Source organism: Bradyrhizobium centrolobii, from assembly GCF_001641635.1.
Taxonomy (GTDB): domain Bacteria; phylum Pseudomonadota; class Alphaproteobacteria; order Rhizobiales; family Xanthobacteraceae; genus Bradyrhizobium; species Bradyrhizobium centrolobii.
In genome coordinates this window covers 61976-77211 of the sequence record NZ_LUUB01000107.1, presented here as the reverse complement: position 1 = coordinate 77211, position 15236 = coordinate 61976, and the positions used below count along the sequence as shown (strand labels likewise).

12 protein-coding genes are annotated in these 15236 nt (G+C 65.1%); 3 read left to right on the top strand and 9 right to left on the bottom strand.

Translation table 11 applies throughout. The features are described from left to right. The first annotated feature begins 221 nt into the window (after positions 1-221). Positions 222-710 carry a septal ring lytic transglycosylase RlpA family protein gene (locus AYJ54_RS39475; protein ID WP_063707892.1) on the top strand — a complete coding sequence of 163 codons (489 nt, stop codon included), beginning with the start codon at positions 222-224 and terminating at the stop codon, positions 708-710. 251 nt (positions 711-961) lie between these two features. On the opposite strand, the gene AYJ54_RS39470 is transcribed toward AYJ54_RS39475, so the two are convergent. Then, positions 962-3169: a primosomal protein N' gene (locus AYJ54_RS39470; RefSeq protein WP_063707891.1), complete on the bottom strand. Its 2208-nt coding sequence runs from the start codon at positions 3167-3169 to the stop codon at positions 962-964. A gap of 110 nt (positions 3170-3279) precedes the next feature. Here AYJ54_RS39470 and AYJ54_RS39465 point away from each other — a divergent pair, with 110 nt between their 5' ends. Together AYJ54_RS39465 and AYJ54_RS39460 are read left to right on the top strand one after the other, a co-directional pair. Then, positions 3280-4245 carry a tyrosine recombinase XerC gene (locus tag AYJ54_RS39465; protein WP_063707890.1) on the top strand — a complete coding sequence of 322 codons (966 nt, stop codon included), beginning with the start codon at positions 3280-3282 and terminating at the stop codon, positions 4243-4245. Positions 4246-4327: 82 nt separating this feature from the next. Next, positions 4328-4918 carry a DUF4337 domain-containing protein gene (locus AYJ54_RS39460; RefSeq protein WP_063707944.1) on the top strand — a complete coding sequence of 197 codons (591 nt, stop codon included), beginning with the start codon at positions 4328-4330 and terminating at the stop codon, positions 4916-4918. Between the two features lie 350 nt (positions 4919-5268). Here AYJ54_RS39460 and AYJ54_RS39455 read toward each other — a convergent pair whose 3' ends face one another. From AYJ54_RS39455 to sucC, 8 genes are all read right to left on the bottom strand, one after another. After that, a complete protein-coding gene (locus AYJ54_RS39455; RefSeq protein WP_063707889.1) occupies positions 5269-5799 on the bottom strand; it encodes a hypothetical protein in 531 nt (176 codons plus the stop codon). Between the two features lie 34 nt (positions 5800-5833). Then, positions 5834-7234, bottom strand: coding sequence for a dihydrolipoyl dehydrogenase (gene lpdA / locus AYJ54_RS39450; RefSeq protein ID WP_063707888.1), 1401 nt, complete (start codon positions 7232-7234; stop codon positions 5834-5836). A 37-nt stretch (positions 7235-7271) separates the two neighbouring features. Next, a complete protein-coding gene (locus tag AYJ54_RS39445) occupies positions 7272-8033 on the bottom strand; it encodes an SDR family oxidoreductase (protein ID WP_136624245.1) in 762 nt (253 codons plus the stop codon). 55 nt (positions 8034-8088) lie between these two features. Further along, positions 8089-9333, bottom strand: coding sequence for a 2-oxoglutarate dehydrogenase complex dihydrolipoyllysine-residue succinyltransferase (gene odhB / locus AYJ54_RS39440; protein ID WP_063707942.1), 1245 nt, complete (start codon positions 9331-9333; stop codon positions 8089-8091). Positions 9334-9486: 153 nt separating this feature from the next. Then, positions 9487-12441: a 2-oxoglutarate dehydrogenase E1 component gene (locus tag AYJ54_RS39435; RefSeq protein ID WP_063707887.1), complete on the bottom strand. Its 2955-nt coding sequence runs from the start codon at positions 12439-12441 to the stop codon at positions 9487-9489. 135 nt (positions 12442-12576) lie between these two features. Then, complete coding sequence (sucD, locus tag AYJ54_RS39430) at positions 12577-13461, bottom strand: succinate--CoA ligase subunit alpha (RefSeq protein WP_063707886.1); 885 nt, start codon at positions 13459-13461, stop codon at positions 12577-12579. A 34-nt stretch (positions 13462-13495) separates the two neighbouring features. Then, positions 13496-13975, bottom strand: coding sequence for a DUF1579 family protein (locus AYJ54_RS39425; protein ID WP_063707885.1), 480 nt, complete (start codon positions 13973-13975; stop codon positions 13496-13498). Between the two features lie 4 nt (positions 13976-13979). Next, positions 13980-15176 (bottom strand): ADP-forming succinate--CoA ligase subunit beta, encoded by a 1197-nt coding sequence (gene sucC, locus AYJ54_RS39420; RefSeq protein WP_063707884.1) that lies wholly within the window; start codon positions 15174-15176, stop codon positions 13980-13982. Positions 15177-15236: the final 60 nt, after the last annotated feature.

Genomic DNA, 15236 nt, shown 5'->3' with positions numbered 1-15236 from the left:
ACAGTATTCGCAAGTATTAGATCAGTTAATAAATCGTTAAATCGGAATACTACGGAACTCCGCTCGAATACCGGCTCGAGTAACAAGATGTTTCAATCGCAGCCGTAGCGGAACTACTGCCCAATTCACGCCGCAATGCGAAACGAAACGCCAACCCGCTCACAACCTGATGGGGGCTCCACTAGCCACATATGTGGCAATACTAGCGCAGGGACCACTAAATGCTGTCATTGAAGATGCTGGGATGCGTAACCCGGCCTCGCACGACGATTGCTTTCGTCGCCGCAACTCTCCTCGTCGGCGGAACCGCCACCGAGGCCTCCGCCAAATCGAGGCATCACCACCATCACCGCCACCACGCCCAGAACGACACCAATTCCGATTGGCGCAACGCCAATGCGGCGATGACGCCGTCGTCGGGCACCGGACACAGCTTCTCCGGCATGGCCTCCTTCTACGGCAATGAGTCCGGCAGCCGGACCGCGTCGGGCCAGCGCTTCAACCAGAACGCCCTGACCGCGGCGCACCGTTCGCTGCCATTCGGCACCAAGCTGCGCGTCACCCATGGCGGCCGTAGCGTGATCGTCACCATCAACGACCGTGGCCCGTTCATTCGCGGCCGTGTCCTTGACCTCTCCACCGGCGCAGCCCGCGCCATCGGCCTCACGGGCGCCGGCGTCGGCCGCGTCACCGCTGAAGTCGTCTCCTAACGGCGCTACCAGCGCCTCTCCTCACAAGCGCAGCACCAGGTAATGTCCGCAAGGACGTGAGCAGCTTGATGCGCGCGTGAAACGAGCCCGCCGTCTTGGGGGACGGCGGGCTTTTCTTATTCTCCGTCATTCCGGGGCACGCGAAGCGTGAGCCCGGAATCCATCGGGCCGCAAAGTCTGCGGAGAAATGGATTCCGGGCCCGCGCCTACCGGCGCGTCCCGGAATGACGGTTGAGGATGGGGCTACAGCTCTACAAAAAGCTCTGCGGATCGACGTCCACTTCGAGTTTCAGGTTACCCTTCGGCTTCGGGCTGACGGCGAGCCAGTTGCGCAAATAGTCCGACAGGTCAAAACCGCGCGCCGACTTCACCAGGATGCGGAAGCGGTAGCGGCCCTTGATCACCGCGAGCGGGGCTTCCGCGGGCCCCAACACCTGCACGCGCTCATCGCGCGGCGCGAGTGCAACGAGCCTCCGCCCAAAGCCTTCGGCGCTCGGCCGGTCGCCCGCCGAAATGATCAGGCTCGCGAGCCGCCCGAACGGTGGATAGAGCGTGCGCTCGCGCAGATCGATCTCACTGTCGTAGAAGGCCTCGCGGTCGCAGGCGATCAGAGCCTTCATCACGGGATGGTCGGGCTGGTGGGTCTGGAGATAGCCGACGCCGCGGCCCTGCTCGCGCCCGGCGCGGCCGATCACCTGGTTGAGCAGCTGCCAGGTGCGTTCCGCCGCGCGCGGATCGCCATTGCTGAGGCCCAGATCCGCATCGACCACGCCGACCAGATTGAGCCGCGGAAAATTATGGCCCTTGGCCACGAGCTGGGTGCCGATGATGATGTCGACGCGGCCTTCCGCGATCTCGGCGAGTTCCGATCGCATCGTCTCGATCGAGGTGATGAGATCGCTCGACAGCACCATGGTGCGCGCTTCCGGGAACAGCGCGGCCGCCTCCTCCTGCAAGCGCTCGACGCCGGGCCCGACCGCGACCAGCGATTCCTCCGCCGAACAGTTCGGGCAAATATGGGGGCGCGGCATCGAGAAGCCGCAGTGATGACAGACCAGCCGCTGACGGAAGCGGTGATCGACGAGCCAAGCGTCACAGATGGTGCAGGCGAAGCGATGGCCGCAGGCGCGGCACAGGGTCAGCGGTGCATAGCCGCGGCGATTGAGGAACAGCAGCGCCTGCTCGCGCCGCTCGATGGCCGTCCTGATCTCGCCGGCGAGACGCGGCGAGATGAAGCGGCCGCGCGCGGGCGGCTCGCGGCGCAGATCGATCGCCTCGATATGCGGCATGTGCTGGCCGCCAAAGCGCGAGGGCAGCGCGATGCGCTGATAGCGGTTCTTGCGCGCGTTCACCTCGGATTCGACCGAGGGTGTCGCGGAGGCCAGCACGATCGGAATTTTTGCGATATGTGCGCGCACCACCGCCATGTCGCGGGCGTGATAGTGCACGCCGTCGTCCTGCTTGTAGGCCTGGTCGTGCTCCTCATCGACCACGATGAGCCCGAGATTGGCGTAGGGCAGGAACAGCGCCGAGCGCGCGCCGACCACGACCGGCGCGCTGCCTTCGGAGATCGCCGCCCAGTTGCGCGCGCGGGTGCGCGGGGTGAGCTCCGAATGCCATTCCAGCGGCCGCACACCAAAGCGTTGCGCGAAGCGGTCGAGGAACTGGCCGGTCAGCGCGATCTCCGGCATCAGGATCAGCGATTGCTTGCCGCGGCGGATGGCCTCCGCAACGGCCTCGAAATAGACCTCGGTCTTGCCCGAGCCGGTGACGCCGTCGAGCAGCGCGACGTGAAAGGTGCCGTTGGCGGCAAGCGCCCGCATCGCGTCGACTGCGGAAAGCTGGAGCGGCGTGAAATCCGGCCGGCCAAAGGCCGGATCGGGTGCCGGCGGCGGTGGAGGCGGCGGCAGCGGCTCGACCACCAGCGTGCCCTCGTCGACGAGGCCGTCGATCACGCCGGCCGAGACACCGGCTTCCTTGGCGGCCTCGGATTTGCCGTGCAGCAGCCGGTCCGACAGCACCTCGATGAGGCGGCGCCGCGCCGGCGTCAGCCGCCGCGGTGGATCGCCGATCAGGCGCACGCCGGCGCGAAGCCGTTCAGGGCCGAGGTTCTCGCCCATGCGCAGGCACATGCGCAGCACCATGCCGCGCGGGCTCAGCGTGTAGTTGGCAACCCAGTCGACGACCGAACGCAGCTCGGGCTTCAAGGGCGGGATATCGAGCTTCTCGCTGACGTCCTTGAGGCGGTTGTGCAGGCGTGGATCAGGATTGGTGTTCTCCGCCCAGACAACGGCGAGCACCTCGCGCGGGCCGAGCGGCACGCCGACGAGATCGCCCGCCTTCAGCTCCATGCCGCGCGGCACGCGGTAGGAATAGGTCTGGTCGAGCGCGACCGGCACCAGCACGTCGACCATGCGGGTCGACGTGGCCTGGGATGAGGTGCGCGGCGTGTGATCCATGGACGGAGAATCGGAACCTGGGACATCAAGGCTAGCCCCATGGGCCGGCCTTAGCGAACGATAAACGGGTGTGATGCGATATACTGTGCGGAATCATTGCGTCCAGAGCCATGAAGAAAGCCGCCGCCCCACAGATCGAGCTTCCGAGCGCCGACGCGACGATCACGCAGGAGATGGCGCGCTGGCTGTCGCATCTCGGCGCCGAGCGGCGGCTGTCGCCGAAGACGCTGGAGGCCTATGGCCGCGACTTGCGGCAGTGCCTGGATTTCCTCTGCGCCCATTGGGGCGAGCGCGTCACGCTTAAGCGCTTCGCCGCGCTTGAAGCAACCGACATCCGCGCCTTCATGGCGATGCGCCGCGCCGACGATATTGCCGGCCGCTCGCTGATGCGGGCGCTTGCGGGCCTGCGCTCCTTCGGCCGCTTCCTCGAACGCGAAGGCAAAGGCAAGGTCGGGGCGCTGTCGGCGATCCGCGCGCCGAAGGTCGCAAAAAGCCTGCCCAAACCGCTGCCGATGGCCTCCGCAAAACGGCTCGCCGATGCCGACGAGCGCGCCGGCGAGGAGCGCGAGACCTGGATTTTGGTGCGCGATGCCGCGGTGATGGCGCTGCTCTACGGCTCGGGCCTGCGCATCTCCGAAGCGTTGGGGCTGAAGCGCCGCGAGGTGCCGCGGCCCGGCGAAGGCGACGTACTGGTCGTCACCGGCAAGGGCAACAAGACCCGCATGGTGCCGGTGCTGCAAAACGTGCTGGCGCTGATCGACGAATATGTCGCGATGTGCCCGCATGCGCTTCCCGCCGAAGGGCCGCTCTTCGTCGGCGCGCGCGGCGGCCCCTTGAGCCCGCGCATCATCCAGCTCGCGATGGAGCGGCTGCGCGGCGCGCTCGGCCTGCCCGACAGCGCCACGCCGCACGCGCTCAGGCATTCCTTTGCCACACATCTTCTGTCACGCGGCGGCGACCTGCGCGCGATCCAGGAATTGCTCGGCCATTCCTCGCTCTCGACCACGCAGGTCTACACCGGCATCGACTCCGAACGGCTGCTCGAAGTCTACGCCAGCGCGCATCCGCGGCGGTGACACACTGACGTCATAACTTGCTTGCCTCTTGCGCGGCGACCGCGGTTCGGTCAATCGTACCGGCGGATTCCAGGAGGGAAATATGAGCGCACATGAAAGCATGGAGCACGCCGAGCACGCCGAACACGCGTCCGGCGAGAACAGGAAGATCGCTCTGCTGATCGCGGTGCTCGCGCTATTCCTGGCGATCTCGGAGACCCTCGGCAAGGGCGCGCAGACCGAAGCCATCAGCAAGAATGTCGAATCGGCCAACCTCTGGGCCTTCTTCCAGGCCAAGAGCATCCGCCGGACCGTGGTGCAGACCGCGGCCGAGCAGGGCAAGCTCACGCTGGGATCGACCACCGACGACGCCACCAAGGCGGCGGTGCAGAAACAGATCGACGAATGGCAGAAGACCGCGGCGCGCTACCGCTCCGAACCCGAGACCGGAGAGGGCACCGAGCAGCTCGCCGAGAAGGCCAAGCACGCCGAGCATGAGCGCGACGAGGCGACTGCGAAATACCACCACTTCGAGCTTGGGTCCGCCGCCTTTCAGATCGGCATCGTGCTGGCATCAGCCACCATCATCACCGGCATGATCGCGCTCGCTTACGTCAGCGGCATCCTGACGCTCGCCGGCCTCGTCATGACCGGCCTCGGCCTGTGGTGGCCGCATCTCTTGCATCTGCATTGATGCGCTGACGCACCTTGCTCCACCGTCGTCCCGGCCTAGTGCGCAATTGCGCACGGGGGCCGGGACCCATCCGCGTGATTTATCGGTAGCGGATGGCAGGAGTACCGGACGACGAGCCTTCGCCAAACTTCTTCTTGGGGTTATGGGTCCCCGCCTTCGCGGGGACGACGCCTGGGGATCTGGCGCGAGCCCCTGCCAAACGTTGCCGTTGGAAGCGAATTCGTTCGTAGCAATGACTGCGATCCGATTCGTAGCCCGCATGAGCGTAGCGACATGCGGGGTGCCGCGATGACAAATCCCGGATGTCGCTTCGCTCATCCGGGCTACGCAGCGTTCATTACTGGCGACAATCAGCGCGCCTCGTGGACGCTTTTGCGGAAGCGCTGGATCAGGCGCAGCGTGCGGGAGGACCAGCCTTCGCCGTTGCCGGTGATGAGCTCCTTGATGCGCCGCTTGATCGGGTCGACGAGCTCGGCGGCCTTGGCGCGCAGCCTCAAGACCAGCTCATAGAGTCGCTCGAACCAGACCATCTCCAAAAGCTTGTCGCGCGTCACGTCGAAGACGAAGGCGGTGACGCCGACACCGAGCAGTTTTGCGAACAGGATCGTGAAGGCCGCGCTGAACCAGTACTCGTGCGTAAGCAGCCACAGGCCGACCAGCTTGAGCGGAAACAGCGGAATGATGGGAACGGCGAACACGATCAGCGTCATGGCCGGCGACAGCGCATCGACGCGCTCGGTCAGCCATTGCTTGAACCGGGCGAGCGGGATGGCTGCGACGACCCGCGCGACGATCGGTTCGAGATGGTCCCACAGCCAGGCTTCGATCAGGAAGATGATCGCCAGCAGGACCCAGACCGGTTGAAGTAGGCGGCGCAGCATGTGTTGTCCCGCCCGATTCGGCTCGGGGCGTCGCCTACATATGGATGGCCCGCTTGCCGACCGCAAGCGCGGCTTCCTTGATCGCTTCCGAGCGAGTCGGATGCGCGTGGCAGGTGCGGGCGAGATCTTCCGCGCTACCACCAAACTCCATGAGAACGGCCGCCTCATGGATCATTTCGCCGGCTTCGCGGCCGACAATGTGCACGCCGAGCACACGATCGGTCTTCGCATCTGCGAGAATCTTCACAAAGCCGTCCGTGGTCTGGTTGACCTTGGATCGGCCGTTGGCGGTGAACGGAAACTTACCTACCGTATAAGCCACGCCTGCGTGCTTCAGCTCCTCCTCGGTCTTTCCGACGGAGGACACTTCCGGCGTGGTATACACGACACCTGGGATAACGTCGTAGTTCACGTGGCCAGCCTGGCCCGCGATGATCTCCGCGACCGCAACACCTTCATCCTCGGCCTTGTGTGCGAGCATGGGACCTGCGACGACGTCACCGATGGCATAGACGCCCTTGAGGCTGGTCGCGAAATGCGGATCGATCTGCACGCGGCCGCGATTGTCGAGCGCGACGCCGGCTTCCTTCAGGCCCAGCCCATTCGTGTAGGGCACGCGGCCGATGCAGACCAGCACGACGTCGGCTTCGATCGTGTCGGCCGCACCGCCCGCGGCCGGCTCGATCTTCGCGAGCAGTGCCTTGCTGTTCGCTTCGACGCCGGTGAGCTTCGAGCCCAGCTTGAATGCAAAGCCCTGCTTTTCCAGGATGCGCTGGAACTGCTTTGCGATCTCGCCGTCCATGCCTGGCAGGATGCGGTCCAGGAATTCGACGACCATGACTTCGGAGCCGAGTCGGCGCCACACCGAGCCGAGCTCGAGGCCGATCACGCCGGCCCCGATGACCAGCAACCTGCCGGGCACCTTCTCCAGCGACAGCGCGCCGGTTGACGACACGATGCGCTTCTCGTCGATTTCGATGCCCTTCAGCTGCGCGATGTCCGAGCCGGTGGCGATGACGATGTTCTTGGTCTCGACCACCTGCGACTTGCCGTCGGCGGACACTTCCACCTTGCCGGTGCCGAGGATCTTGCCGGTGCCCTTCAGGACGTCGATCTTGTTCTTCTTCATCAGGAAGTCGACGCCCTTGACGTTGCCGTCGATACCCTGCTGCTTGAAGGTCATCATCGAGGGCAGGTCGAGCTTCGGCGCGGAGACGGACACGCCCATCTTGGCGAAGGAGTGCGCGGCTTCCTCGAACATCTCGGAGGCGTGCAGCAGCGCCTTGGAGGGCATGCAGCCGACGTTCAGGCAGGTGCCGCCGAGGGTGGGGTTCTTTTCCACCACGGCGACTTTCATGCCGAGCTGCGCTGCGCGCACCGCGCAGACATAACCGCCCGGGCCGGTGCCGATGACGACGAGATCGTAGGTAGCCATGAGAGGAAGTCCCGTAAGTTGAGCGTAAGGAGACGTGTCAGCGTCCGCCGGACACGTCGAGAATGGCGCTGGTGACGTAGGAGGCCTCGTCCGACATCAGCCAGACGATGGCGTTGGCGATTTCTTCGGCGGTGCCGACGCGCTTCATCGGCACCATATGGGCCAGACGATGGGCGCGGTCGGGCTCGCCGCCGGCGGCGTGGATTTCGGTGTCGATCAGGCCCGGACGGATCGCTGCGACGCGGATGCCTTCGCCCGCGACCTCATAGCCGAGGCCGACGGTGAAGGAATCGACCGCGCCCTTGGAGGCGGCGTAATCGACATAAGTGTTGGGTGCGCCGAGCCTGGCAGCGACCGACGACAAATTGACGATGACGCCGCCCTTGCCGCCATGCTTGGTCGACATCCGCTTCACCGCCTCGCGCGCGCAGAGGATGGAGCCGGTGACATTGACCGCCATCACGCGCTGGATGCGCTCGGCCGACATTTCGTCGACGCGCACGCCGCTCTTGCCGACAATGCCGCCATTGTTGACGAGGGCGCCGAGCGTACCGAACTTGTCCGCCGCCTTGAACAGCGCAAGGATATCGCTTTCCTCGGCGACATCGCATTTCACCGCGATGGCCTTGCCATTGCAGGCCTCGATCTGGGCAACCACCTCGTCGGCGGCCTTCTTGTTGCTGGCATAGCCGACAACGACGCGAAAACCGCGCGCGGCCGCGGCGATTGCAGTCGCCCGCCCGATGCCGCGGCTGCCGCCGGTGATGATCGCAACCTTGTCCGTCACGTTCGTCTCCATCTTTCGACAAACGCCGTCGCGCATGCAGGCGACGGCGTTTTCAAAGCATCAGGGATCAGAGATCGAGCACGAGGCGCGCCGGATCTTCCAGGCTCTCCTTGACGCGAACCAGGAAGGTGACCGCTTCCTTGCCGTCGATCACGCGGTGATCGTAGGACAGCGCCAGATACATCATCGGGCGGACTTCGATCTTGCCGCCGACGACCATCGGCCGCTCCTGGATCTTGTGCATGCCCAGAATGCCGGACTGCGGCGCATTCAGGATCGGCGTCGACATTAGCGAGCCGTAGATGCCGCCATTCGTGACGGTGAAGGTGCCGCCCTGCATCTCGTCGATCTTGAGCTGGCCGTCGCGGGCGCGGCGACCGTAATCGGCGATGCTCTTCTCGATGTCGGAGATCGACTTGTGGTCACAGTCACGCACCACCGGCACGACGAGGCCCTTGTCGGTGCCGACGGCGACGCCGATGTGGTAGTAGTTCTTGTAGATCAGGTCGCTGCCGTCGATCTCGGCGTTGACCGCCGGGATGTCCTTCAGCGCCTGGACGACGGCCTTGGTGAAGAAGCCCATGAAGCCGAGCTTGGCGCCATGCTTCTTCTCGAACGCGTCCTTGTAGTGCGCACGCAGCGCCATGACGTTGGTCATGTCGACCTCGTTGAAGGTCGTGAGCATGGCCGCGGTGTTCTGCACGTCCTTCAGGCGGCGCGCGATGGTCTGGCGCAGGCGGGTCATCTTGACGCGCTCTTCGCGGGCGGCGTCATCGGCCGGCGACGGTGCGCGCACCTGCACGGCAGCGGCCGGCTGGTTGACCGGAGTCGGGGCGGAAGCCGCACGCTCGATCGCGGCGAGCATGTCGCCCTTGGTGACGCGGCCGTCCTTGCCGGAGCCCGGAACTGTCGAGGCGTCGATGCCGGTCTCGGCGGAGAGCTTGCGCACGGACGGGGCGAGCGGCGCATCAGCCGGCGGCGCCTTGGGCGCGGTTGGAGCCGGTGCAGCAGCAGGAGCCGCTGCGGCGGTAGCGGCCGCGGGCTTGGCAGGCGCGGCAGCCGGCTTCGTGGCGCCAGCACCGTCGGTGATTTGTCCGAGCAGTGCGCCAACGGCAACGGTCGCACCATCGGCGGCGATGATCTCGCTCAGCGTGCCGGCGGAGGGCGCGGGGACTTCGATGGTGACCTTGTCGGTCTCGAGCTCCACCAGGGGCTCGTCGACGGCGACGGGATCGCCGGCCTTCTTGAACCAGCGGCCGATGGTGGCCTCGGTGACGGATTCGCCGAGCGTCGGCACACGAATTTCAGTCATGGTCTTTTCCTTAGGGATCGCCAGTGCGGTCATAAAGTAGGTGTCATCGCCCGCAAAAAGCGGGCCATCCAGCGAGCCGGGACGTTCGTATTCACGACGACACGGCGTACTGGATGCCCAGCTTGCGCGGGGCATGACTCAGTTCGAAAAAGTTCAGCTCAATGCTTCGTCCAGGAACGCCTTCAGCTGCGCCTGATGCTTCGACATCAGGCCGGTGGCGGTCGCGGCAGAGGCGGCGCGGCCGACATAGCGCGGCCGCCGGCTCACGCCGTTCACCTGGTTCAGCACCCATTCCAGATATGGCTCGATGAAGTGCCACGCACCCATGTTGCGCGGCTCTTCCTGGCACCAGACCACTTCCGCCTTCTTGAAGCGCGACAGCTCGGCGACCAGCGCCTTCAGCGGCACCGGATAGAGCTGCTCGACGCGCATCAGATAGATGTCGTCGATGCCGCGCTTCTCGCGTTCCTCGTAGAGGTCGTAATAGACCTTGCCGGAGCAGAGCACGATGCGGCGGATCTTCTCGTCCGGAACGAGCTTGGCCTCGTTCGGCAGCATCTGGGCGTCATCGTAGAGGATGCGGTGGAAGGTCGTTCCCTTGGCGAGCTCTTCGAGACGCGACACCGCGCGCTTGTGACGCAGCAGCGACTTCGGCGTCATCAGGATCAGCGGCTTGCGTATCTCGCGGTGGAGCTGGCGGCGCAGCACGTGGAAGTAGTTCGCCGGGGTGGTCGGATAGACCACCTGCATGTTGTCTTCGGCGCACATCTGCAGGTAACGCTCAAGACGCGCCGAGGAGTGCTCCGGACCCTGGCCCTCATAGCCATGCGGCAGCATGCAGACGAGGCCGGACATGCGCAGCCATTTGCGTTCACCCGAGGAGATGAACTGGTCGAACACGACCTGCGCACCGTTGGCGAAGTCGCCGAACTGCGCTTCCCACAGCGTCAGCGTGTTGGGCTCGGCCAGCGAGTAGCCGTATTCGAAGCCGAGCACCGCCTCTTCCGAGAGCAGCGAGTTGATGACCTCGTAGTGCCCCTGGTCGGCGCCGAGATGGTTGAACGGCGTGTAGCGGCTCTCGTCCTCCTGGTCGATCAGCACCGAATGGCGCTGCGAGAAGGTGCCGCGCTCGGAGTCCTGCCCCGACAGGCGCACATGGTGGTTTTCGAGCAGCAGCGAGCAGAACGCCAAGGCCTCGCCGGTCGCCCAGTCGATGCCGTTGCCGCCGTCGATCGCCTTCGAGCGGTTCTCGAGGAAACGCTGGATGGTGCGGTGGACGCGGAAGCCGTCCGGCACCTTGGTGATCTTGCGGCCGATGTCCTTCAGCACCGTCAGATCGACGCCTGTGACACCGCGCCGCGCGTCCTCTTCCTGATCGGCGATCTTGAAGCCGGACCACTTGCCATCGAGCCAGTCGGCCTTGTTCGGCTTGTAGCTGGCGCCGGCCTCGAACTCGGCGTCGAGCCGCGCGCGCCAGTCGGCCTTGGCCTTGTCGACTTCGCCCTCAGTGATCACGCCTTCGCTGATGAGCCGGCGGGCGTAGATCTCGAGCGTCGACGGATGCGCGGCGATCCTCTTGTACATCACCGGCTGAGTGAAGGCCGGCTCGTCGCCCTCGTTGTGGCCATGCCTGCGGTAGCAGAACATGTCGATGACGACGGGCTTGTGGAACTTCTGCCGGAATTCGGTCGCGACCTTGGCGGCGAACACGACGGCTTCCGGATCGTCGCCGTTCACGTGGAAGATCGGCGCGTCGATCATCTTCGCCACGTCCGACGGATAGGGCGAGGAGCGCGAGTAACGCGGATAGGTCGTGAAGCCGATCTGGTTGTTGACGATGAAGTGCACGGAGCCGCCGGTGCGGTAGCCCTTCAGGTCCGACAGGCTGAAGCATTCCGCGACCACGCCCTGGCCGGCGAACGCCGCGTCACCGTGCATCAAGAGCGGCATCACCGAGATACGCATGTCCGGCGGATCGCCGTGCTGGTCCTGCTTGGCGCGGACTTTGCCGAGCACGACGGGATCGACGATCTCGAGATGCGAGGGGTTTGCGGTCAGCGACAGATGGATGCAGTTGCCGTCGAACTCGCGGTCCGAGGAGGCGCCGAGGTGGTACTTGACGTCGCCGGAGCCTTCGACGTCCTCGGGGTTGGCCGAGCCACCCTTGAACTCGTGGAACAGGGCGCGGTGCGACTTGGCCATCACCTGAGTCAGCACGTTGAGGCGGCCGCGATGCGGCATGCCGAGCACGATCTCCTTCACGCCGAGATTGCCGCCGCGCTTGATGATCTGCTCGAGCGCGGGGATCAGCGACTCGCCGCCGTCCAGGCCGAAACGCTTGGTGCCGGTGAACTTGGTGTCGCAGAACTTCTCGAAGCCTTCGGTTTCAATCAGCTTCATCAGGATGGCGCGACGACCTTCGCGGGTGAACGAGATCTCCTTGTCCGGCCCCTCGATGCGCTCCTGGATCCAGGCCTTCTGCGCTGCATTGCTGATATGCATGAATTCGACGCCGAGCGTCTGGCAGTAGGTGCGCTCGCAGATCGCGACGATCTCGCGCAGCGTGCCGTATTCGAGGCCGAGCACGTGATCGAGGAAGATCTTGCGGTCGAAATCAGCCTCGCTGAAGCCGTAGGTGCGCGGATCGAGCTCTTCGCGGTTGCGCGGCGCCTCGATGCCGAGCGGATCGAGCTTGGCGTGGAAATGGCCGCGCATGCGATAGGCGCGGATCAGCATCAAGGCGCGGACGGAGTCGCGCGTCGCCTGGAGCACGTCGGCGGAGGTGATATCGGCACCCTTGGCCTGCGCCCTCGCGGCGATCTTGCCGCCGATCGCCTTCTCGACTTCCGCCCAGTTGCCGTCCAGCGCGGAGGTCAGGTCGTCCTGCGGCGTCAGCGGCCAGTTGGAGCGCTCCCAGGACGGGCCTTCGGCGTTCTTGCGAACGTCGTCGGGCTGGTCCTTCAGGCTCTTGAAGAACTCCTGCCACTCGGCGTCGACCGAGAACGGATCCTTCTCGTAGCGGGCGTAGATTTCGTCGATGTAGGTGGCGTTGGTGCCCTGCAAAAAGGATGAGAGGGCAAAGGCTGCGTTCGCGTCCTGGCGAGACATACTTGATTCCTGGCGATTTCGGTTCGCGCATAACAAACGGCGCTGGCGCCGAGCTCCCGGCAGAGGCTCGGCGCGACAGGCACCATTTACCCTATTTGCTGCGAAACTTCGCCCGGAAAAGCACGAAGGAGTGAATTAGCCCTTCAATTTTTCGGCAAGCGTATGCCCGAGGCGTGCAGGCGACGGCGAGACGGTGATTCCGGCCGATTTCATCGCTTCGGTCTTGGAATTGGCGTCGCCCTTGCCGCCGGAGATGATCGCGCCGGCATGGCCCATGCGGCGGCCGGGAGGTGCGGTGACGCCGGCGATGAAGCCGACCATCGGCTTCTTGCGGCCGCGCTTGGCCTCGTCCTTGATGAACTGGGCCGCGTCCTCCTCGGCGGAACCGCCGATCTCGCCGATCATGATGATCGATTCGGTCTTGGGGTCGGCGAGCAGCATTTCCAGGACGTCGATGAATTCGGTGCCCTTGACCGGGTCGCCGCCGATGCCGACCGCGGTGGTCTGGCCGAGACCCTCCTGCGAGGTCTGGAACACGGCCTCATAGGTCAGCGTGCCGGAGCGGGAGACGATGCCGACGCTGCCGGTCTTGAAGATGTTGGCCGGCATGATGCCGATCTTGCACTCGCCGGCGGTCATAACGCCCGGGCAGTTCGGCCCGATCAGGCGCGACTTGGAGCCGGCCAGCGAACGCTTCACGCGGACCATGTCGACGACCGGAATGCCTTCGGTGATGCAGACGATCAGCGGGATCTCGGCGTCGATGGCTTCGCAGATCGCATCGGCCGCGCCCGGCGGCGGCACGTAGATCACGGACGCATCCGCGCCGGTCTTCTCACGCGCCTCGCGCACGGTGTCGAACACCGGCAGGCCCAGATGCGTCGAGCCGCCTTTGCCCGGCGAGGTGCCGCCGACCATCTTGGTGCCGTAGGCCATCGCGGCTTCGGAGTGGAAGGTGCCGTTCTTGCCGGTGAAGCCCTGGCAGATGACCTTGGTGTTCTTGTCGATCAGGATGGACATGAGGTCTGCTTTCGCGAAACTAACGAGTGAGAGGTCAGTGGATGCGGCGATAGACGCCGGTGAGCACGTCGGCCCAACCTTCCGCGTCCGGCGAGAACTGGATCTTCAACGAGTAGGAATTGTCGTCGATGATCTCGTAGACGTGGCGCGCGTTGCCGCGCAGCGAGCCGCGCACCAGCGTCAGGGTCTTGCCCACCCACCCGCCGGAGGCGGGCGAGGGCGGCGTGTAGCCGAGCGAGTCGTACCAGAACAGCTTGTAGGTCCGGTCGTCGCGATCGTAGGTGAAGATGCCGTGGGTGGCGAAGATCTCCTTGCCGTCGCGCATCTGGACACTGTCCTGGATCAGATAGAAGCCGTTGAGATCCATGCGTGCGACGGTGCGCGAGGTGGCCGGCCCGCCGGCGGTCCAGCGCGACGGGAAGACCATCTCCTCGCCATTCCATTCGCCGGCAAACGCGGCAAGACGCGCGTGCTCCGGCAACGGGGATGATGCGGCGAGATGGTCTTGGGTCATGGCCTTAGCCTCCCTTGACGGCCTTCACGATCTTCTGCGCGGCGTCGTCGAGATTGTCGGCCGGCACCACGTTCAGGCCGGATTCACGGATGATCTTCTTGCCCAGTTCGACGTTGGTGCCTTCGAGGCGGACCACCAGCGGCACGCTGAGGCCGACCTCGCGCACGGCGGCCGTGACGCCCTCGGCGATCACGTCGCACTTCATGATACCACCGAATATGTTGACCAGGATGCCCTTCACGTTCGGGTCGGCGGTGATGATCTTGAAGGCGGCCGCGACCTTCTCCTTGCTGGCGCTGCCGCCGACGTCGAGGAAGTTCGCCGGCGCCATGCCGTAGAGCTTGATGATGTCCATGGTCGCCATGGCGAGACCGGCGCCGTTGACCATGCAGCCGATATTACCGTCGAGCGCGACATAGTTGAGGTCGTATTTCGAGGCCTCGATTTCCTTGGCATCTTCCTCGGTCTCGTCGCGCAGCGCGAGCACCTCGGGATGACGGAACAGCGCGTTGTCGTCGAACGACACCTTAGCGTCGAGCACGCGGAGCTGGCCCTGCTTGGTCACGACCAGCGGGTTGATCTCCAGCATCGACATGTCCTTGGCGACGAAGGCCGCGTAGAGCTGCGCGGTGAGCTTTTCGGCCTGCTTGGCGAGATCGCCGGACAGGTTCAGCGCTTTCGCAACGGTGCGGCCGTGATGGGCCATGATGCCGGTCGCCGGATCGACCGAGAAGGTGACGATCTTCTCGGGCGTGTTGTGCGCGACGTCCTCGATGTTGACGCCGCCTTCGGTCGACACCACGAAGGAGACGCGCGAGGTCTCGCGATCGACCAGGATCGAGAGGTAGAATTCCTTGTCGATGTCCGAGCCGTCCTCGATGTAGAGGCGGTTGACCTGCTTGCCGGCGGGGCCGGTCTGCACGGTCACGAGCGTGGCTCCGAGCATCTGCCTGGCGAACTCGGCAACCTCAGCGGTCGACTTGGCGATGCGGACGCCGCCCTTGTCGCCGGCGGAGGCTTCCTTGAACTTGCCCTTGCCGCGGCCGCCGGCATGGATCTGGCTCTTCACCACCCAGACCGGGCCTGGCAGGGTCTTGGCCGCGCCTTCGGCGTCGGCGGCCTTCAGGACCGGAACGCCTTTGGAGATCGGCACGCCGAACTCATTCAGCAGCGCTTTGGCCTGGTACTCATGGATATTCATATGGTCGCTCCCTGAACCCGCGGGCGGTGACCCCATGGGCCCACCTCAGTCTTGTGGCTG

Coding starts and splice junctions, on each gene's coding strand:
- AYJ54_RS39475 (WP_063707892.1), top strand. CDS start 222: ATGCTGTCATTGAAGATGCTGGGATGCGTAACCCGGCCTCGCACGACG.
- AYJ54_RS39470 (WP_063707891.1), bottom strand. CDS start 3,169: ATGGATCACACGCCGCGCACCTCATCCCAGGCCACGTCGACCCGCATG.
- AYJ54_RS39465 (WP_063707890.1), top strand. CDS start 3,280: ATGAAGAAAGCCGCCGCCCCACAGATCGAGCTTCCGAGCGCCGACGCG.
- AYJ54_RS39460 (WP_063707944.1), top strand. CDS start 4,328: ATGAGCGCACATGAAAGCATGGAGCACGCCGAGCACGCCGAACACGCG.
- AYJ54_RS39455 (WP_063707889.1), bottom strand. CDS start 5,799: ATGCTGCGCCGCCTACTTCAACCGGTCTGGGTCCTGCTGGCGATCATC.
- lpdA (WP_063707888.1), bottom strand. CDS start 7,234: ATGGCTACCTACGATCTCGTCGTCATCGGCACCGGCCCGGGCGGTTAT.
- AYJ54_RS39445 (WP_136624245.1), bottom strand. CDS start 8,033: ATGGAGACGAACGTGACGGACAAGGTTGCGATCATCACCGGCGGCAGC.
- odhB (WP_063707942.1), bottom strand. CDS start 9,333: ATGACTGAAATTCGTGTGCCGACGCTCGGCGAATCCGTCACCGAGGCC.
- AYJ54_RS39435 (WP_063707887.1), bottom strand. CDS start 12,441: ATGTCTCGCCAGGACGCGAACGCAGCCTTTGCCCTCTCATCCTTTTTG.
- sucD (WP_063707886.1), bottom strand. CDS start 13,461: ATGTCCATCCTGATCGACAAGAACACCAAGGTCATCTGCCAGGGCTTC.
- AYJ54_RS39425 (WP_063707885.1), bottom strand. CDS start 13,975: ATGACCCAAGACCATCTCGCCGCATCATCCCCGTTGCCGGAGCACGCG.
- sucC (WP_063707884.1), bottom strand. CDS start 15,176: ATGAATATCCATGAGTACCAGGCCAAAGCGCTGCTGAATGAGTTCGGC.